General features: G+C 75.9%; 19 protein-coding genes. 8 read left to right on the forward strand and 11 right to left on the reverse strand.

Translation table 11 applies throughout. From position 1 onward, the window contains the following. Positions 1 to 120: 120 nt before the first annotated feature. Positions 121 to 585 carry a pyridoxamine 5'-phosphate oxidase family protein gene (locus ACFVXH_RS16280; protein WP_387824023.1) on the forward strand — a complete coding sequence of 155 codons (465 nt, stop codon included), beginning with the start codon at positions 121 to 123 and terminating at the stop codon, positions 583 to 585. A gap of 6 nt (positions 586 to 591) precedes the next feature. Here ACFVXH_RS16280 and ACFVXH_RS16285 read toward each other — a convergent pair whose 3' ends face one another. After that, positions 592 to 1,173, reverse strand: a complete 582-nt coding sequence (locus ACFVXH_RS16285) for a TetR/AcrR family transcriptional regulator (protein WP_387824026.1) — start codon at positions 1,171 to 1,173, stop codon at positions 592 to 594. Next, positions 1,170 to 2,315: a saccharopine dehydrogenase gene (locus tag ACFVXH_RS16290; protein ID WP_049659242.1), complete on the reverse strand. Its 1,146-nt coding sequence runs from the start codon at positions 2,313 to 2,315 to the stop codon at positions 1,170 to 1,172. The genes ACFVXH_RS16285 and ACFVXH_RS16290 overlap by 4 nt, the downstream gene beginning before the upstream one ends. A 38-nt stretch (positions 2,316 to 2,353) precedes the next feature. Here ACFVXH_RS16290 and ACFVXH_RS16295 point away from each other — a divergent pair, with 38 nt between their 5' ends. Continuing rightward, the gene (locus ACFVXH_RS16295; protein ID WP_049659241.1) at positions 2,354 to 3,193 is read left to right on the forward strand and encodes an alpha/beta fold hydrolase; all 840 of its coding nucleotides are present in this window, start codon (positions 2,354 to 2,356) and stop codon (positions 3,191 to 3,193) included. A 21-nt stretch (positions 3,194 to 3,214) separates the two neighbouring features. On the opposite strand, the gene ACFVXH_RS16300 is transcribed toward ACFVXH_RS16295, so the two are convergent. Then, the gene (locus ACFVXH_RS16300) at positions 3,215 to 4,912 is read right to left on the reverse strand and encodes a GAF domain-containing protein (RefSeq protein ID WP_074003842.1); all 1,698 of its coding nucleotides are present in this window, start codon (positions 4,910 to 4,912) and stop codon (positions 3,215 to 3,217) included. 389 nt (positions 4,913 to 5,301) lie between these two features. Between ACFVXH_RS16300 and ACFVXH_RS16305 the strand changes: the two genes are divergently transcribed. Then, positions 5,302 to 6,162 carry a universal stress protein gene (locus tag ACFVXH_RS16305; RefSeq protein WP_380778261.1) on the forward strand — a complete coding sequence of 287 codons (861 nt, stop codon included), beginning with the start codon at positions 5,302 to 5,304 and terminating at the stop codon, positions 6,160 to 6,162. A 210-nt stretch (positions 6,163 to 6,372) separates the two neighbouring features. After that, entirely contained in the window at positions 6,373 to 7,383 is a 1,011-nt protein-coding gene (locus ACFVXH_RS16310) for an Acg family FMN-binding oxidoreductase (protein ID WP_387824031.1), read from the forward strand. Positions 7,384 to 7,458: 75 nt separating this feature from the next. On the opposite strand, the gene ACFVXH_RS16315 is transcribed toward ACFVXH_RS16310, so the two are convergent. Genes ACFVXH_RS16315 through ACFVXH_RS16325 form a run of 3 tightly spaced genes read right to left on the reverse strand, consistent with a single transcriptional unit; the run spans position 7,459 to position 10,372 of the window. Next, positions 7,459 to 7,944 carry a copper chaperone PCu(A)C gene (locus tag ACFVXH_RS16315; protein WP_380781124.1) on the reverse strand — a complete coding sequence of 162 codons (486 nt, stop codon included), beginning with the start codon at positions 7,942 to 7,944 and terminating at the stop codon, positions 7,459 to 7,461. Continuing rightward, positions 7,941 to 10,214, reverse strand: a complete 2,274-nt coding sequence (locus tag ACFVXH_RS16320) for a heavy metal translocating P-type ATPase (protein ID WP_387824035.1) — start codon at positions 10,212 to 10,214, stop codon at positions 7,941 to 7,943. The genes ACFVXH_RS16315 and ACFVXH_RS16320 overlap by 4 nt, the downstream gene beginning before the upstream one ends. Further along, the gene (locus ACFVXH_RS16325) at positions 10,211 to 10,372 is read right to left on the reverse strand and encodes a hypothetical protein (RefSeq protein ID WP_380781129.1); all 162 of its coding nucleotides are present in this window, start codon (positions 10,370 to 10,372) and stop codon (positions 10,211 to 10,213) included. The genes ACFVXH_RS16320 and ACFVXH_RS16325 overlap by 4 nt, the downstream gene beginning before the upstream one ends. Before the next feature lie 231 nt (positions 10,373 to 10,603). On the opposite strand from ACFVXH_RS16325, the gene ACFVXH_RS16330 reads away from it, so the two are divergent. Continuing rightward, positions 10,604 to 11,059 (forward strand): hypothetical protein, encoded by a 456-nt coding sequence (locus tag ACFVXH_RS16330; RefSeq protein ID WP_387824037.1) that lies wholly within the window; start codon positions 10,604 to 10,606, stop codon positions 11,057 to 11,059. A 13-nt stretch (positions 11,060 to 11,072) separates the two neighbouring features. Here the strand turns inward: ACFVXH_RS16330 and ACFVXH_RS16335 are convergent, their stop codons facing one another. Continuing rightward, positions 11,073 to 11,474: an NTP pyrophosphohydrolase gene (locus ACFVXH_RS16335; RefSeq protein WP_117486644.1), complete on the reverse strand. Its 402-nt coding sequence runs from the start codon at positions 11,472 to 11,474 to the stop codon at positions 11,073 to 11,075. Between the two features lie 142 nt (positions 11,475 to 11,616). On the opposite strand from ACFVXH_RS16335, the gene ACFVXH_RS16340 reads away from it, so the two are divergent. Beyond that, positions 11,617 to 12,396: an MBL fold metallo-hydrolase gene (locus ACFVXH_RS16340; protein ID WP_375873666.1), complete on the forward strand. Its 780-nt coding sequence runs from the start codon at positions 11,617 to 11,619 to the stop codon at positions 12,394 to 12,396. A gap of 46 nt (positions 12,397 to 12,442) precedes the next feature. Here the strand turns inward: ACFVXH_RS16340 and ACFVXH_RS16345 are convergent, their stop codons facing one another. The 3 genes from ACFVXH_RS16345 to ACFVXH_RS16355 are packed head-to-tail and all read right to left on the reverse strand — an operon-like array spanning position 12,443 to position 15,091. Then, positions 12,443 to 12,856, reverse strand: a complete 414-nt coding sequence (locus ACFVXH_RS16345) for a PPOX class F420-dependent oxidoreductase (RefSeq protein WP_074003707.1) — start codon at positions 12,854 to 12,856, stop codon at positions 12,443 to 12,445. Between the two features lie 53 nt (positions 12,857 to 12,909). Beyond that, entirely contained in the window at positions 12,910 to 13,695 is a 786-nt protein-coding gene (locus tag ACFVXH_RS16350) for a DUF4239 domain-containing protein (protein ID WP_074003706.1), read from the reverse strand. A gap of 19 nt (positions 13,696 to 13,714) precedes the next feature. Then, positions 13,715 to 15,091, reverse strand: a complete 1,377-nt coding sequence (locus tag ACFVXH_RS16355) for a D-alanyl-D-alanine carboxypeptidase family protein (RefSeq protein WP_387824042.1) — start codon at positions 15,089 to 15,091, stop codon at positions 13,715 to 13,717. 233 nt (positions 15,092 to 15,324) lie between these two features. Here ACFVXH_RS16355 and ACFVXH_RS16360 point away from each other — a divergent pair, with 233 nt between their 5' ends. Further along, positions 15,325 to 15,522 carry a hypothetical protein gene (locus tag ACFVXH_RS16360; protein WP_049660802.1) on the forward strand — a complete coding sequence of 66 codons (198 nt, stop codon included), beginning with the start codon at positions 15,325 to 15,327 and terminating at the stop codon, positions 15,520 to 15,522. Positions 15,523 to 15,558: 36 nt separating this feature from the next. Here ACFVXH_RS16360 and ACFVXH_RS16365 read toward each other — a convergent pair whose 3' ends face one another. Beyond that, entirely contained in the window at positions 15,559 to 16,374 is an 816-nt protein-coding gene (locus ACFVXH_RS16365) for a TetR/AcrR family transcriptional regulator (protein ID WP_387824045.1), read from the reverse strand. 81 nt (positions 16,375 to 16,455) lie between these two features. Between ACFVXH_RS16365 and ACFVXH_RS16370 the strand changes: the two genes are divergently transcribed. Further along, positions 16,456 to 17,307, forward strand: coding sequence for a siderophore-interacting protein (locus ACFVXH_RS16370; RefSeq protein WP_387824048.1), 852 nt, complete (start codon positions 16,456 to 16,458; stop codon positions 17,305 to 17,307). Positions 17,308 to 17,565: the final 258 nt, after the last annotated feature.

A 17,565-nucleotide genomic window follows, 5' to 3' on the forward strand; every position in this document is an offset into this window, starting at 1 on the left:
TCCTGCCGGGCAGGGCCGTGGGGCCCGGGGCCGACGACCCGCCGGGCGGGGCCCTCGCCGGGCCCCGCCGGGACCATCGGCCCTCGCGGCCCGGCCCGGGCCCGGGCGAGCATCGCTCGCATGAACCGCGACCACGTCCCGTCTCCCCGACCCGTCCCGTCCCCCCGGCCTGTTCCGTCCCCCCGGCCCGTCCCGCACGACCGCCCCGTCCCGGCCGACCGTCCCGACCTTCCGGAACTGCGCGAACTCGACCGGAAGCGGTCGCTGGAGCTGCTGGCCCGGGCCGAGGTCGGCAGGGTGGTCTACACGGTGGACGCCCTCCCGGCCGTCCTGCCGGTGCCGTTCCGGCTGGCCCCCGGCGGCGTGCTGCTCTCGGCCCCGGCCGGCTCCGAACTGGCCCGGGCGGTGGACGGCGCCGTGATCGCCTTCGAGGCCGACGAGGTGGACGGCCGGGACGGCTCCGGCTGGTTCGTCACCGTCCTCGGCCGCGCCCAGGTCCGCCCGGCCACCAGGGCGGCCGACCCGGGTGGCACGGTCCGCATCCGCATCCGCCCGGAACTCGTCATCGGCCGCTGCCTGGCCTGAAAGGGCCTACGGGCCCAGCAACGCCCCGGCGGTGCGCAGGAGTTCGGCGTCCGCCGCCGCGTCCGCGGTGCCGGCCAGGCCGGAGCGGAAGAGCGAGGCGCCCTCGATCAGCATCACGAACACCCGGGCGCGGGACCGCCGTTCCTCCTCCGTCAGGGCCGGGCGGCGTTCGGCGAGGAAGCAGGCGACCAGCTCCTGGTAGCGGTCGTAGAAGGCCCGGACGGCGGCGGCCACCGAGGGGTCGCGGGCGGCCAGCGCCCACAGTTCGGCGAACAGGTGGACCAGGCGCATGTCCTGCTGCTCGGCGAGCAGTTCGCGGAGCAGGGCGTCCTCGTCGCGGCCCGGGTCGAGCAGCGGCGTGAGCCGTTCCACCGAGCGGGCGAGGACGCGCTCCAGTACGGCGGCCACCAGCTCGGCGTGGGTCGGGAAGTAGTGCTGGAGGTGCCCGAGGCGGACGCCCGCGGCGGCGGCCACCGCCCGCATGGACAGCTCGCCGCTGCCCGTGGTGACCAGCAACTCCTCCGCCGTGTCGAGCAGTTGCTCCCGCTTCTGGGCACCCTTGCCGCTCAGGCCCCGGACGCTGCTCATGCCGCCGCCTCCGTGCCGCGCGCTCCGTCGGCCGCGGTGACCGTGACGGTGACGCCGAGGGCCGCCAGGTCCTCCAGCACCCGCCCGGGGCGCGGGGTCTGCTCCGGGAAGGCCACCCCGGCGGGCGGCGGGGCGCCGTCCGTGCCGAGCGCCCGGCGCAGCGCCAGCAGGGCGCCGACGGCGGTGAGTCTGGCCTGGCCGGCCCGGTCCTCGACGGTGGCGGTGAGGGTGCGTCCGCCGGAGGTGACGTCGGTGCGCAGCAGGGCGGTGCCGCCCTCGCCGGGGGAGTAGAGCAGGGCGCGGCGGGCCGGCTCCCAGCGGTCACCGCGGCCCCAGCGGAAGAAGCCGGCGTGCCGGGCCGCGAGCAGGGCGGTGGTGGAGGAGCGCGAGCTGAAGCCGATCCGGGTGGCGGCGGTGGTGGTGCCCAGGGTGAGCGGGAGGGTGAACTGCTCGGGGGTGTCGATCCCGGCGACCAGCGTCGGGGCGTCGCCGATGCGGACGGTCCGCGGGCGGCTGAGCGGCACGACGGAGCGGCGCCGGCCGTCCTGCACCACCTCGTAGTCGAGCCCCAGGCGGTCCATGAACTCGACCGAGTCGGCGCCGGCCCGGTCCGCGAGGTCCCAGCGGATGGCGGTCTCGATCCGCTCGGCCCCGCCCAGCCGGTCCGCCAGGGCGGCGGCGACCAGGCTGGTCACCCCGCCCATCCAGGCCGAGGAGAGCAGCACCGGGGCGGTCGGGCGCAGCAGGGCGGCGAGCGTGGCGGCCCGCTGGAGCCGGGCGGTCCAGCGGGTGACGTCCACGTACGGGACGCCCGCGCGGACGGCGGCCCGCAGCACCCGGTCGTCCGGGTCGTTGACCACCCCGACCACCGCCCGTACGGCGGCGGTGAACGGCTCGGGGTCGGCGAGGTCCCAGCGGCGGGCGGTGGCGTCGTCCAGTTCGGCGGCGAGGGCGCCGCCGCGCTGCTCGGAGCGGCCGGTGAGCAGCAGCGGCCAGGAGGGGGAGGCGAGCCGGGCGAGTTCGGTGCCGACGGTGCCGTAGCCGCCGACCAGCAGGACGGGGCCGTCGGGGTTGTGACGGAGGCGGTCGGAGGGGAAGGTGGGGTGCACGGGGATGCCGCCGGAAACGGGTTCGGTGCTCATGGAGACAAATATAGGTCACACGACCTAAAATTGTCGTCATGACTGAATCCACTGTTACCGGTTCCACCGATGACCTGTGCTTCTTCGACAGCGGCCACGGCCGCCTCGCCTACCTCGACGCCGGTACGGGCGAGCCGCTGGTGCTGCTGCACGGCGGCCTGCTGGACCACCGGAGCTGGGCGGACCAGCTCCCCGCCCTGCTGCCCGCGTACCGGGTGATCGCGTTGGACACCCGCGGCCACGGCGCCTCCGACAACGCGAGCCGGCCGTTCCGGCCCGCCGACGACCTGGCGGCCCTGCTGCGCCACCTCGGCCTCGGCCCGCTGACGGTGATCGGGCTGTCCATGGGCGGGACGATCGCCCTCGACCTGGCGCTCGAACACCCGGAGCTGGTCCGCGCGTTGGTGATCAGCGGCAACGGCACCAGCGAGTCCGAGTTCACCGACCCGTGGCTCGGCGAACTCGCCGCCGACCAGACCGCGGCCCTCGCCGAGGGCGACGGCGAGGGCTGGATCGACTCCTTCACCCGGCTCGCCTCAGGGCCGCACCGCCGCCTGGACGAGGTCGACCCGGAGGTGGTGCGCCGGCTCAAGGAGATGACCCGGAACACCATTTCCAAGCACACCCCCGACGACCCCCAGTACCTGGTGCCGGTCACCGACACCTGGAAGCGGCTGACCGGGATCACCGTCCCGCTGCTGGCGATCAACGGCGGCATCGACTCGGCCGACCACGTCAACCTGGCCGAACGGGTCGTCCGCACCGTCGTCGACGGCCGCGCGGTGACCGTCGAGGGCACCGGGCACTACCCGAACATGGAGCGGCCGGCGGAGTTCAACGCCCACCTGCTCGCCTTCCTGGGCGCCCTGCGGGGCTGACCGCCCCGCGGGGAGCAGGCCTCAGGACCCGACCGGGGCCTCCCATGCCAGCCGGGTGCCGCCGCCCTCGGCCGGGTCGACGGTGAACGAGCCGCCGACCCGGTCGGCGCGTTCAGCCAGGTTGCGCAGCCCGCTGCGCCGCCCGCCCTCGGGCACGCCGACGCCGTCGTCCGTCACGGTCAGCGCCACCCGCCCGGCCAGCGCGCGCAGCGTCACCTCGACCCGGGACGCCCCGGCGTGCCGGGCGGCGTTGCTGAGCGCCTCGGCGAGGACCGCGACCACGTGCCCGGCCAGCTCCTGCGGCACGTCGGTGTCCAGCAGGCCCTCCATGCTCAGCCGGGGCGCGAAGCCGAGCGGCCCCTGGGCCTCGGTGACCACCCGGGTGGCCCGGGCGCGCAGGCCGCGGTCCGGCTCGCTGTGGGCGCGCAGGCCGAAGATGGTCGAGCGGATGATCTTGATGGTCTCGTCCAGGTCGGCCACCGCCCGGGCCACCCGGTCCGCCGCGGCCTGGCTCTCGATCAGCCGGCCCGCGCTCTGCAGCGTCATCCCGGTCGCGAACAGCCGCTGGATCGCCAGGTCGTGCAGGTCCCGGGCGATCCGGTCACGGTCCTCCAGCAGGTTCAACTGCTCGGCGTCGCGCCGCCGTTCGGCCAGCTCCAGGGCCAGCGCGGCCTGGTCGGCGAAGCCCAGCAGCGGGCCCGTCTCCTCCGGCCCGAAGGCCGGCTGCCCCTGCGCCCGGGCCAGCAGCAGCACGCCCCGCCCGTACCCGGCACCGGTGCCCAGCGGCACGGCCACCGCCGCGCCCAGCCCGTCGAAGCGGCCCGCCGGACCGGCCGGGAAACGGGTGTCGGAGGCCAGCTCGTCACTGGTGGCCGGCGAACCGGAGGCGTACGCGGCGCCGGACAGCGTGCCGTCCACCGGCACCGTCACCCCCAGCCGCGCGGAGGGATCGGCGCCGAGTGCCACCTCCACCGTCAGCTCCTCGGCCCGCTCTTCCGGGCCGGCCAGCGCCACCGAGACGTCCGCCAGCTCGGCGCCGGAGATCTCCCGGGCCCGGCGGGCGATCAGCTCGACCACCTCCAGCCGCGGCGCCCCCGACAGCAGGCTGCGGGTGATCTCGGTGCTCGCCCGCAGCCAGCGCTGGCGCAGCTGCGCCTCCTCGTACAGCCGGGCGTTGTCGATCGCCACCCCGGCCGCGACCGCCAGGGTCGAGATCACCGCCTCGTCGTCCTCGTCGAAGTCCAGCCCGCCGCGCTTGTCGGTCAGGTAGAGGTTGCCGAACACCTCGCCGTGCACCCGCACCGGCACCCCCAGGAAGGTGTGCATCGGCGGGTGGTTCGCCGGGAAGCCGGCCGAGGCCGGGTGGTCGGACAGCACCGGGCAGCGCAGCGGCCGCGGCTCGCGGATCAGCTCGCCCAGGATGCCCCGGCCCGACGGCGGCGGGCCGATCTCGGCGATCTCCTCCTCGCTCAGGCCCACCGTCAGGAACTGCGACAGGGTGTGCCCGTCCGGCCCGATCACGCCGAGCGCCCCGTACCGGGCGTCCACCAGGTCGGCGGCGGCCTCCACGATCCGGTGCAGCGCCTGCGCCAGGTCCAGCTCACGCCCGACCGCCAGCACCGCCTCCAACAGGCTGTGCACCCGGTTCTGCGTGCCGCGCGCCGCGTCGATCCGCCACTGGAGCTCCTCCAGCAGCTCGTCCAGGCGCAGCCGTGGCATCCGCGCGCCGCCACCCGCCGCGCCGCCGTCCGCTCCGCCCACCGCTGTCCTCCTCGTCGTCCTGCCCTGACCAGCCCGTCCACCGTCCGGACGCACCCCGCCCACCGTCCGGACGGCCCCCGCCGCCCGACCCGACTCGGGTGCCGTCCGACCAGCGGGATTGCCGTGTTCAAGGTAGTGCCCCGGTGTCGGTGGCCGGGACGGCGGGGTCGGCCGTAGGCTCCGTCGGGCGGGCCTTTCGTCCCGTCGCGGAGGGTCCTGCGGCCTCTGCCGCCGGGCCGTGTGCGGGTGCCAGGGTGGGGGAGGAGCGGACGGGGCGTCAGAGCGCACCGCGGCCCGCACCGAACCGCCGAGCGTCGACAGCGTGTCGACAGTGTGGAGGAAGAGACATGACGTCAACCGTGCTGGCCGGGGTCGACGGGTCGCCGCAGAGCACCGCGGCCGTTCACTGGGCCGCCGCCGAGGCGGTGCGCCGGGGCGCCTCGCTGCGCCTGGTGCACGCCTGGCCGTGGCTGACCGACGGGGTGTCCTCCTTCGCCGAGTCGGACGACCTGCCCGAGGCCGTCCGCCGCACCCTGGCCGAGGCCGCCGAGGACGTCCGCGGCCTGCACCCGGACCTGACCGTGGAGACCGACGCCGTCCTGGACGCGCCGGTGGACGGTCTGCTGGCCGCCGCCGCGGAGGCGGAGCTGCTGGTGCTCGGCTCGCGCGGCCGCGGCGGCTTCACCGGGCTGCTGCTGGGCTCGGTCAGCATCTCGGTGGCCGGGCGCAGCACCGTGCCGCTGGTCGTGGTGCGCGAGGCCGGAACGGCGGGCGAGAGCGGCAAGGGCGAGGTGGTGGTCGGCGTCGACGCCCACACCCCGGAGCCGGAGGTGCTCGACTTCGCCTTCCGGGCGGCGGCCCTGCGCGGCGCCCGGGTCCGGGCGGTGCACGGCTGGGACCTGCCGCCGGTGTTCGGCTACGCGGGCGGCGCCGTCCCGGCCGCCGAGCTCGGCCAGCTGGAGGCGCTGGAGGCCGAGCTGCTCTCGCTCGCCCTGGCCGGAGCGCGCGAGCGGTACCCGGACGTCGAGGTGGTCGAGGACGTGCAGCTCGGGGCCGCCCGCGCCCTGGTCGAGGCCTCCGCGGGCGCCGCGCTGGTGGTGGTCGGCCGGGGCCGCCGCCCGATCGAGTTCGGCCCCCGGCTCGGCCGGGTCGCGCACGCCGTCCTGCACCACGCCGAGGCTCCCGTCGCGGTCGTCCCGCACGGGTGACGGACGCCCGTCCGGTGGATCCGCCCCCGTCCCGATCCACCGGACGGGCCTGTGCCCGCCAAGGCCCCCCGCCCGGCCGTCGTGAGGACGGGCCCAAGGGCCCTGTCGTCCGCGCGGCCGGGCGCGCACGCTCGGAAGCAGCGGGACCTCCGGGCCCGCCCTGACCTCGCGGTTGATGCCGAAGCCCAGCGGCTGAAGGAGTGGATCGCCATGACGCTCGACCCGGCTCTCACCCAGATGCTCAGCGCGGCCGACCTGCGCCTGCTCGCCGCCGCCGGCGGCGCGGCGCCGTCGCTGCACAACAGCCAGCCCTGGCGGTTCGTGCCGACGCCGGACGGGCGCGGGCTCGCCGTGTACGCCGACACCGATCGTTCCGTACCGCTGGCCGACCCGGCCGGCGCCGCCGTGCACATCGCGGTCGGCGCGGCCGTGTTCAACCTGCGGGTGGCGGCCGGGCGGCTGGACCGGGAACCGCTGGTCCGGCTGCTGCCGGACGTCGCCGAGCCCGGGCTGCTCGCCGTGCTCGACCTCTCCCGCCCGGCCGTCGCGGAGGCGCCCTTCGGTCGCGACCTCTACCCCGCCATCGCTGCCCGGCACTCCAGCCGCGAGCCCTTCACCCAGCGCGACGTGCCCGAGGCGGTGATCGGCGAGCTGATGGCCGCCGCCCGGGAGGAGGGCGTCACCCTGGCCGCGCTGGAGGAGGAGGGCGTACGGCGGGTGCAGGAGCTCACCGCCGACGCCGAGCGCCGCAACGCCGCCGACCCGGCCAGGGCCGCCGAGTCCCGCGCCTGGCTGCGGCCCGACGACGGCACCGCCGAGGACGGCATCCCGCGGTCGGCGCTCGGCCCGCAGGACCACGACGCCCGGGTGCCGATGCGCGAGTTCGGCGGCCGCCCGCCGGAGGCCCCCGAGCAGCCGCCCTCGCAGCGCTTCGAGGCGCTGCCCCAGCTGTGCACCCTCAGCACCCGCGGCGACGGCCCGCCGGACTGGCTGCGCACCGGGCAGGCGCTGGAGCGGGTCTGGCTGCTGGCCACGCTGCGCGGCGTCCGGCTCACGGTCTGGCACCAGGCGATCGAGTGGCCGGACACCCGCTGGGCGCTGCGCGACCCGGCCGCCGGGCCGGGCCACGTCCAGCTGGTCCTGCGGGCCGGGTACGGCCCGCCCGGGGCGGCCACCCCGCGCCGGGCGGTCGAGGAGACGCTCGGGGAGCGGCCTTCCTGAGCCGATGAGGTCAGGGCGTGTCCCGCGGACCGGAAGGGTCCGCGGGACACGCCCTGACGTTTTCAGCGCGCCCGTTCAGCGCGGCCGTTCGGCCGCCGGCAGCACCTGGGCGGCGAGCCGCAGCGGCGGGCTGTGCCGGAAGGTGAGGGTGAACTCCACCCACTGGCCGGCCCGCAGCGGCGGCGGGTCGGCGATCATCAGGTCCGCGTCCTCCGGGGTCATCCGCAGCTCGCCGCGGCCCGGCACCGGCAGCGCCGGGGCCGGCTCCCAGCGGCCCGCCGCGCCCTGGTGCAGGTGCCGCTTCAGGGTGATCCGGCCGCCGAACTCCCAGCTGGCACCGGTCAGTTCGTCCGGTATGTCGCCCGGGTTGCGGATCGTGAAGAAGGCCGCCGTGGCGGAGGCCGCGCCGGCCGTCGGCAGCAGCACCCAGCCCGGTCCGGCCTCCACCGGGCGGTCACGGCCGGCCCCGCCGAACGCCGTCCACCCGGTGAGCAGGACCAGGGCCAGCGCCGCCGCGCCGACCGGCGGGCCGACCGCCCCGAGACGCTGCCAGGCCTTCACCGTCGTCCTCCCTTGCGCTGTCCCCGTCCCTGCCCCTGTCCCTGGCCCCTGCGCTGTCCCCGCCCCGGTTCCCAGGTGCGCAGCCGCAGGCTGTTGCCCACCACGAGCAGCGAGCTGAGCGACATGGCGACCGCCGCCAGCATCGGGTTGAGCAGTCCGACCGCGGCCAGCGGGATCAGCACCAGGTTGTAGCCGAAGGCCCAGAGCAGGTTGGCCCGGATGGTCGCCAGGGTCTGCCGGGCCAGCCGTACGGCGTCCACCACCGCCTCGATGTCGCCGCGCACCAGGGTCAGCCCGGCCGCGCCGATCGCGGCGTCGCTGCCGGAGGCCAGCGCCACCCCGAGGTCCGCCGAGGCCAGTGCCACCGCGTCGTTGACGCCGTCGCCGACCACCGCGACCGTCCGTCCGGCGGCGCGCAGTTCGGCCACCACCTCGGCCTTGCGCTCGGGGGAGGCCGAGGAGTGCACCCGCTCGATGCCCAGCTCGGCGGCCACCGCCCGGGCGGCGCCGGGGCCGTCCCCGGTCAGCAGTACGGTCTCCAGGCCCAGTCCGCGCAGCCGGTGCAGGGCCCGCCAGCTCCCCGAGCGCACCGTGTCGCCGACCGCCAGGACGGCCGCCGGCCGCTCGTCCAGCTCGACCACGACGGCCGTGCGGCCCGCCTCCCCGGCCTGCGCCACCGCCTCGGCCAGGGCCGGCGGCAGCGCGGCGTCGTCCGGCCGCCCGACCCGGACGGCCCGGCCCTCGACCGTCCCGGACACCCCGAGCCCGGTGGCGGCCGCGAAGCCGGTCACGGCCGGCAGCGGCCCGCAGCGCTCGCGGGCCGCCGCCGCGACGGCCTGGCCGATCGGGTGTTCGGAGCGGTGCTCGACCGCGCCGGCCAATCGCAGGGCCTCGTCCTGCGTGGGACCGTCCGCGGTGGTGACGGCGGTCAGTTCCATCCGGCCGGTGGTCAGCGTCCCGGTCTTGTCCATCACCACCGTGTCCACCCGGCGCAGGCTCTCCAGCACCTCCGGGCCGCGCACCAGCACGCCCAGCTCCGCGCCCCGCCCGGTCGCCGCCAGCAGCGCCGTCGGCGTGGCCAGCCCGAGCGCGCACGGGCAGGCCACCACCAGCACCGCGACCGCCGCCGTCACCGCCGCCTGCGGGGCCGCGCCCGCGCCCAGCCAGAAGCCCAGCACGCTCGCCGCGACCGCCAGCACGCAGGGCACGAACACCCCGGCCACCGCGTCCGCCAGCCGCTGCGCCCGCGCCTTGCCGGCCTGGGCCTCCGCCACCAGCGCGGTGATCCGGGCCAGTTGGGTGTCCGCGCCGACCGCCGTGGCCCGCACCACCAGGGCGCCGCCCACGTTCACCGTCGCGCCCGCCACCCGGTCCCCGGGGCCGACCTCGACCGGCACGCTCTCCCCGGTCAGCAGGCTCAGGTCGAGCGCCGAACCCCCGTCGACCACCACCCCGTCGGTGGCCACCCGTTCGCCCGGCCGCACCACGAACTCCTGCCCGGGAAGCAGCAGTTCGATCGGCACCAGGCGCTCCTCGCCGTCCGCCCCCCGCAGGCACACCTGCTTGGCGCCCAGCTCGGCCAGCGCCCGCAGCGCGGACCCGCTGCGCCGCCGCACCCGGCCCTCCAGCAGCCGCCCGGCCAGCACGAACAGCGGCACGCCGACCGCCGCCTCCAGGTACACGTGCGCGGTGCCGCCGCCGTCGGCGGTCAGCGAGAACGGCATCCGCATGTCCGGATCGCCCGCCCCGCCGAGGAACAGCGCGTACGCGGACCAGCCGAAGGAGGCCACCACACCCAGGCTGACCAGGGTGTCCATGGTCGCCGCCGCGTGCCGCAGCCCCCGCAGGGCGCGGAGGTGGAACCCGGCCGACCCCCAGGTCACCACCGGGACGGCGAGCGCGAAGCAGACCCACTGCCAGGCGGTGAACTGCGCCGACGGCACCATCGACAGCACCAGCACCGGGACGGCCAGCAGGGCGGTGACCAGCAGCCGCCACCGCTCGTCCGGCTCCTCCGCTGCCACCCCGACCGGCGCCCCGGCGGGCAGCGGCTCGGCGGTGTAGCCCGCCCGCTCGACCGCCGCCACCAGGTCCGCGACCGGCACCCCGGCCGGGTGCAGCACCCGGGCCCGTCCGGTCGCCAGGTTCACCCCGGCCGTCACCCCGTCGATCCGGGCCAGCCGCTTCTCCACCCGGCCCACGCACGCCGCGCAGGTCATCCCGCCGACCGCCAGATCGGTGGCGACCACGGGCTCGGCGACGGCGCTCACCGCATCCCGCCCATGCCGTGCCCGTCCATCCCGGGCGACCCGCCGCCCCCGCTACTGGGCCGCAACCCGGGCGCGACCGGGCCGACCTGGCGCCCCACCCCGTAGGCCACCACGAACACCACCACCAGCAGCAGGACGAACCCCGCCAGCACACTCAACGGCCGGACTCCCGGCGACTTCGCACTCACCCCCCAGCAGTCGGACGGGCGACGCGGTTGGTTCCCGTACGTTCCGGAACCGGTTCCCGTACGTTCCCGAACCGGCGGTGCCAGGCCGCTCCGCCGGGCGGCGCCCCGGCGGGTGTCCCTTGTCGGTGGGGCGTCGTAGGTTTGCTCCGCACGCCGAACACCGGGCGTGCGGACCGAGGAACACCGAAGGGGGAACCAGCGATGAAGCGTACGGGGAAGCACGGCTTCGCGGCGGTGGCCGGGGCGATGGGGGCGGTGCTCGCCCTCGCCGGGACGGCGGTGGCGCAGCCGGCCGGGAGCGGGGCCGAGGCGCCCGCCGCGGTTCCCGGCCAGCCGGGGACGGGCGAGATCCTGCCGCACCCGGGGCCGGAGGGGCTGATCTGGATACCGGACTGGATCGGCGACGGCGGCGCCGTGACGGCCTCGGTGAACCCGTCGCAGCCGTTCACGTTCACGCTCGGCTGCCGGGGCGGCGGCTCGGTGGACGTGCACATCGGCGGTGCGGCGCCGGTCGACTTCACGGTCCAGTGCCCGGTCGACTCCACCGGCGTCGGCTCGGTGGAGGTCCCCGCCCGCCCGGGCCGGGATCTGCTGTTCACCGCGCACACCTCGGACCCGTCGATCCACTGGGGCATGTACGCCACCCAGGCCGACTAGACATATCGCAGGGCTACGGCCGAACGCTGCGCGGCCCGATGGCGGTGGCACCCGACACGCCGACCCGGGCCCGCAGTTCGCGGTCGGCGGTGGCGACCAGGCAGGTGCGGGCGGGGTCTCGGGTCTTCTCGGCCCGGACCAGCTCCACGATCCGGTCGTCGCCGCTGCCGCTCGCCGCCACCACCCGTACTCCGGGCACGCCGTCCACCCCCCGGGCCGCGCCCTCGACGACCAGCACCACCTCCAACGGGCCGGGGTGCTCCGGCACGCCCCGCTCGGCGACGGCCACCAGCGCGTCCCGCAGCCGCTCGGCGGCGCCCCGCCGGTCGCGCCACCAGCCGTCCGGCACCGATCCGACCACGTTCGCGCCGTCCACCACCAGCAGCGGGAGCGGCCCGGCCTCGTTCTCGTCCATGGCCGCCAGCCTGCCACGCCGCCAGGCCGGGTTCCGCGGTGCCCGGTCGGAGCCGCGCCGCTCGGCCGAACCGGCGACGCGGGCGGCATGTCCGGTGCCGCCTGAGCGCCGGTCCCGGGCGGCTCGGGTAGGCAACGGGCCCATGGACACACGCATCGACGAGATCGCCGAACGCATCTACCGGATCTCGACCTTCGTCCCGGAGATCGCCCCGCCCGCCGGGTTCACCTTCAACCAGTTCCTGGTCGACGCCGAGGAGCCGCTGATCTTCCACACCGGGATGCGCTCGTTGTTCCCGGCGGTGTCCGAGGCGGTCGGCCGGGTGCTGCCGGTGGAGCGGCTGCGGTGGGTGACCTTCGGGCACGTCGAGGCGGACGAGTGCGGGGCGATGAACGAGTTCCTCGCCGCGGCCCCGCACGCGCGGGTCGCGCACAACACGCTCGGCTGCCTGGTCTCGCTGAACGACCTGGCCGACCGCCCGCCGGTGCCGATGGACGACGGCGAGGTGCTGGACCTCGGCGGGCGCCAGGTGCGCCGCCGGGTGCGCAACATCAACACCGCGCACGTGCCGCACGGCTGGGAGGCGCGGGTGCTGTTCGAGGAGCAGACCCGCACCCTGTTCTGCGGCGACCTGTTCACCCACCTCGGCAACGGGCCCGCCGTCACCGACGCCGACCTGGTCGAATCGGCCCTGGAATCCGAGGGGCTGTTCCGCCAGACCTCCTGCCTGACGGCCGCCGCGACCGCGCTGCGCTCTCTCGCCGAGCTGCGCCCGCGCACCCTGGCGGTGATGCACGGCTCGTCCTTCCACGGCGACGGCGCGGCCGCGCTGACCGCCCTGGCGGACGGGCTGGAGGAGCGGTTCGGGCCGGAGTCGGGGTTCGTCGGGCTGCCCAGCGCACTGGCGGGCCCGCACCCGTAGCCCGGTCCGTCGGCGCTCAGTCCGTCGGCGCTCGGTCCGTCAGCGCTCAGTCCGTCAGCGTGATCCGGATGCCGACGGTGCCGCGCTCGCCGCGGCGCAGCCGGCTGCCGAGCAGGGTGAGCACGCCGAGCAGGCCGTACTTCTGGCGCAGCAGGGTGCGGTAGGCGGCGGTGCGCTCGGGGCCGAGGAGCTCGGCGGTGGCGGGGTACTGCTCGCCGGTCGGGCGGCCCTTGACGTCGCACGGGCCGACCAGCACGTCGGCGCGGTTGCGGATCCGCTTGACCTTCCAGGAGTCCGCGACGGTCCAGACCCCGAGCGCCTCCCCGTCGCGCACCACCCACACCGGGGTCGGCACGGTGGTGCCGTCCTTCCTGTACGTGGTGACGAGCAGGTAGCTCCCGGAGGAGAGCTGGACGATCCGGGCGAGCCGGTCCGCGGCGGAGGGGTCGGGCGTGGTCATGGCCGGAAGTCTAGAGGGCCCCGGGCACCATCCCGGGCAGCGGAGACGGGCGGTCACCAGAACTGCGCCAGCGCGCTCTCCTTGAAGGGTGTCGGGCTCACGCTGAGGTCCCCGGCGAAGGGTCGGTCCAGCACCAGGACCAGCAGCAGGCTGAACCCGATCAGCGCGGCCACCGAGCCGACGAACAGCAGCCGTACCTTCGGGCTGCGCAGCCCGTACAGCAGGGTCAGCGCGAGGATCACCAGCGCGCCGCCCACGATCAGCACCTGGAGCAGGACCGGCAGTTCGTTGCGGCTCTCGTTGATCCGGTCCCGGCGCTGCCCGACCGCGTCGTTGAGGCTGCCCAACGCCTCGGTGTAGAAGGCCTGTTCGGACTGGGACTGGGGCTCGTACTCGCGCAGCACCTGGTACATCCGGTCCACCTTGGTGGCCGTCACTGTGAAGTCGCCGCGGCCGGCCCTCATCAGCGGCCACTGCTGCTCGACCACGGCGTGCACGTAGTCGTGGATCGAGGCGTTCACGGCGGTCTGGACGTCGGGCGGGAAGGCCTTGGCGTCGCGGGCGATCTGGGAGATCGACGTCGCCTCGGTGGAGACCACCTTCTGGGTGTCCTGGAGCTCGGTCCACAGGTTGACGATGACGAAGGCGAGGATGATGCCGTAGATCGCCCCGAACATGCCGAGCACCACGCCGACCATGTCGTTGTTCTCGCCACCGGTGAGGGCGGGGAAGCGGCGGGTGGTGAGGAGGCTGCAGGCCACGGCCAGGACGACGAAGCCGCCGACGACCAGGAACGTGAGCTCGGTGGTGGAGAAGTGGTTCAGCAGCCAGAGTTCCACGGCCGTCCGTCCTCGCCGGTCAGTCGGGTGTGGTCCCGCGGGGCCCGCGGGTGGTACGGGGAGGCCCGCCGGTACGGGCGGTGCGGAGCAGGGTGCGGGCGCGGCGGGTGAGGCGGTGCCGGCCGTGGCCGCCGACGCCGGTGGCGCCGGTGGCGCCCCCGACGGCGGTCGCCCCGCCCCCGTCGTACGCCGGGGCGGACGCGGCGGACGCGGTGCGGCGGCGGGCGGTGACGCGGGCGGTGGCCCAGGCGGCGAGGGCGGTGGCGAGGACGGCGGCGGTCCAGACGGCGGGGGCGAGGCCCGAGCCGGAGCCGCTGGTCAGCGGCGGACGGGACCAGGGCGGCAACTGCTCGCCGGCCTCGGCCCCGCCAGCGGCGGCGGACGGCCCGGCGGGGGCGGGGGCGGCGGTGTCGTCGACCAGCTTGCCGACCGGCTGGACCTTCCCGGCGGCCGCGAAGCCCCAGTCGAGCAGGCTGGCGGCCTCGTCGTAGACCCTGCCCTGCGCGTCCGGGTGCATCACCGTCACCAGCAGGGTGCGGCCGTCGCGTTCGGCGGCGCCGGTGAAGGTGGCGCCCGCGTTGGTGGTGTAGCCGTTCTTGACGCCGATCAGGCCGGGGTACTTGCCGAGCAGCCGGTCGGTGTTGGCGATGTCGAAGCTGGTGCGCTGGCCGGTGAGCTTGTCCAGTCCGCCGGGGAAGCGCGCGGTGCGGGTGGCGCAGTAGGAGCGGAAGTCGGCGTTGCGCAGGCCGGCCCGGGCGAAGAGCGTGAGGTCGTAGGCGGAGGAGACCTGGCCGTCCATGTCGTAGCCGTCGGGGGAGACGACCTTGGTGTCGCGGGCCTGGAGCGCCCGGGCGCGCTCCTGCATCTCGGTGACGGTCTGCTGGATGCCGCCGTTCATGTGGGCGAGGACGTGGACGGCGTCGTTGCCGGAGCTGAGGAAGACGCCCCGCCAGAGGTCCTCGACCCGGTACGGCAGGTTCTCCTTGACGCCGACCAGGCTGCTGCCGGCGCCGAGGCTGGCGAGCTCGGTCGTGGTGACCTTGTGCTCGGTGGTGCGGTCGAGCTTGGGCAGCACGGTGTCCGCGAACAGCATCTTGAGGGTGCTGGCCGGGGGCAGCGGAAGGTGGGCGTCGCGGGCGGCGAGCACCTCGCCGGTGGCCGCGTCGGCGACCAGCCAGGAGCGGCCGGTCAGGTCGGACGGCAGCGCGGGCGCCCCGGCCAGCGGCGCGACCTGGACGGCCGGGCGGCCGAGCCGCTCCCCGCCGACGGCGGGGACGGAGTCCTGGGCGAGGGAGACCGGGGCGGTGACGGCGAGGACCAGGACGGCGCAGGCGGCGGCTCCGGCCGCGGTCACGGCGGCGGAGGGCGACTTCAGGGGTGTGCGGGTGGGGAACACACGGCGAACGTACCCGCGCCGCCGCCGGGCCGCCGGGCCTGCTGCTCCGTCCGGAGCCGGGCTGAGCCGTCCGGAGCCGTCCGGAGTCGGGCTGAGCCGTCCGGAGTCGGGCCGGGCGGTGAGGAACCGTCCGGAGCCGGGTCGGAGCCGCGTGGAAGGGACGACTTTGGTGGCGCCGGCCCGCACCGAAAGTCGGATGTCCGGCGGAGGGCCGGATTCCTAGGCTCGGGAGCATGAAGACCCTGCTCGGCTACCTCGGCTCCGTGTTGATCGTCGGCGGCGCCTCCGGCCTGCTGTCCACCTGGATCGAGGGCTTCCGGCTGTTCGGCTTCGTCCGGGTCCTGGTGCCGGCCGGCCACGAGATCGCCGGGTACTCCACCCTGGTGGTGCTGGGTGTCCTGCTGGCGCTCCCCGCCGCCCGGCACGGTTAGCGGATGCGCGGCAGGGCTGGAACGCGCCCGGCACGGTCAGCGCACGCCCGGATCGTCTGAGGGCGCCCCCGCCGCGATGCCGTCGAGCAGGACGGCGAGCCCGGCGCGGAAGGCCTCCCGGTGGCCGTCCTCGGGGGCGCCGCCGCCGGTGCTCTGCAGGGCGACGAGCAGGGGGAAGCGCTCCGCGAAGTCCGGTGCCAGCTCGGCGAGTCGGGCGGAGCGGGTGGCCCACCAGTCCTCGTCGGCGATCCCGGTGGCGGCGGCCGCGCCGCGCGCGTCGGCGGTGGTGGCGGCCAGGCCGCGGACGAACTGCCAGAGCGCGGCGACCGCCCCGCGCAGCCGCGCCGGCGCCAGGCCGGCCGGCCGCAGTGCGCGCAACAGCGCCTCCATCGCGGCGAGTTCGGCGGGGCCGAGGACCGGCCGGGCCTGTGAGACCTGGAGCACCCAGGGGTGGCGCAGGTAGCAGGCGTACAGGGCCTCGGCCCAGGCGGTGACGGCTTCCCGCCAGGTGTCGGCCACCGGGAGTCCGCCGGGGAATTCGGCGGGAACTCCCGAGGGGGGTTCGGTGGCGAGTTCGGCGAGCGCCCGGTCGTGCATCAGGTCGAGCAGTTCGGCCTTGCCGGGCACATAGGTGTAGAGCGCCATCGCGGTGCGGCCGAGCCGTTCGCCCACGGCGCGCATCGACAGCGCGGCCATGCCCTCGGCGTCGGCCACCGCGATTCCGGCGGACACGATCGCGTCGACGCTCAGGCCCGGCTTGGGGCCGCTGCGCCCGGCGCGCGGCTCCTCGGGCGCGCCCCAGAGCAGGGCGAGCGCGCGGTGGGCGTCGCCCTGTCCGGCGTAGACGGTCATCCGACATCTCCTTATGGCGTAAAGTATCGCTCCGACGGCAACTCTTTATGCCGTAAGGTTACCAATCGAAGGGGTTTCGCGATGACATTGCCCGTCACCTTCGTCGAGGTCGTCGAGGTCCGCCGGATCACGCCGCGCACCGCCCGGATCACCTTCGCCGCCGAGGAACTCCCCGACGCCGTCGGGACCGCCCCGGACCAGCAGCTGAAGCTCTGCTTCCCGCGCCCCGGGCAGCGCGAGCCGGTGCTGCCCGTCCGGCAGGACGACCCGATGGGCTGGTACCAGGCCTACCTGGCGATCCCCGAGGCCGAGCGCCCGCTGCTGCGCAGCTTCACCCTGCGCGGCCGGCGGCCCGGCACCCGGCTGGTCGAGATCGACTTCGTGCTGCACGGGGACTCCGGCCCGGCCGCCGCCTGGGCGGAGCGGGCCGCGCCGGGGGACCGGCTCGGGATGGTCGGCCCCTCCGCGCTGTACGCCCCGCAGGTCCCCTTCGTCGAGGCCGCCACGGAGGCCGACTGGGTGCTGCTGGCGGGCGACGAGACCGCGCTGCCGGCGCTCGCGACGCTGCTCGGGGTGCTGCCCGAGGGGGTGCGGGCGTACGTGTGGATCGAGGTCGCCGACCAGGCGGAACGCCAGGAGCTGGAGAGCCGCGCCGAGCTGGAGGTGGAGTGGCTGTACCGCGACGGCGCGGCCCCGGGCACCGTGCTGACCGAGGCGTTCCGGGACGGCGTGCTGCCGGGGGGTGAGCCCTTCGTCTGGCTGGCCGGGGAAGCGGGGGCGGTCCGGGAGGTCCGCCGGCTCCTGATCGAGGAGCAGGGGGTGCCGAAGGAGGACATCGACTTCACCGGCTACTGGCGCCACCGGCTGACGCAGGACGACGCGCCCACCGCCGAGGACCTGGCGGACGCTCAGGAGCGGCTGGCCGGCACCTGAGACCGGGCCGGGCGTCCCGCCGCGGCTCCCGCCGCGGGACGCCCGGGCGCGGTGGCGGCCGTTTCGCCGGGCGGCGGCGTGGGAAGGGAGTCCGCCGGGGCTCTCCCGTGCCGGCCGTCCGGATCCGGCAAGGGCCGATCGGCTGAAAGATGCGGATTCGACCCGATTTCCTCTCCGAATTTTACTGATTGATGGTCAACTTTACTTTCTGATGGGGATTTACCCCCTTGTCGTGATCCTCTCAGGTGCGTTGGAATG

This window comes from Kitasatospora sp. NPDC058184, assembly GCF_042883725.1.
Classification (GTDB): domain Bacteria; phylum Actinomycetota; class Actinomycetes; order Streptomycetales; family Streptomycetaceae; genus Kitasatospora.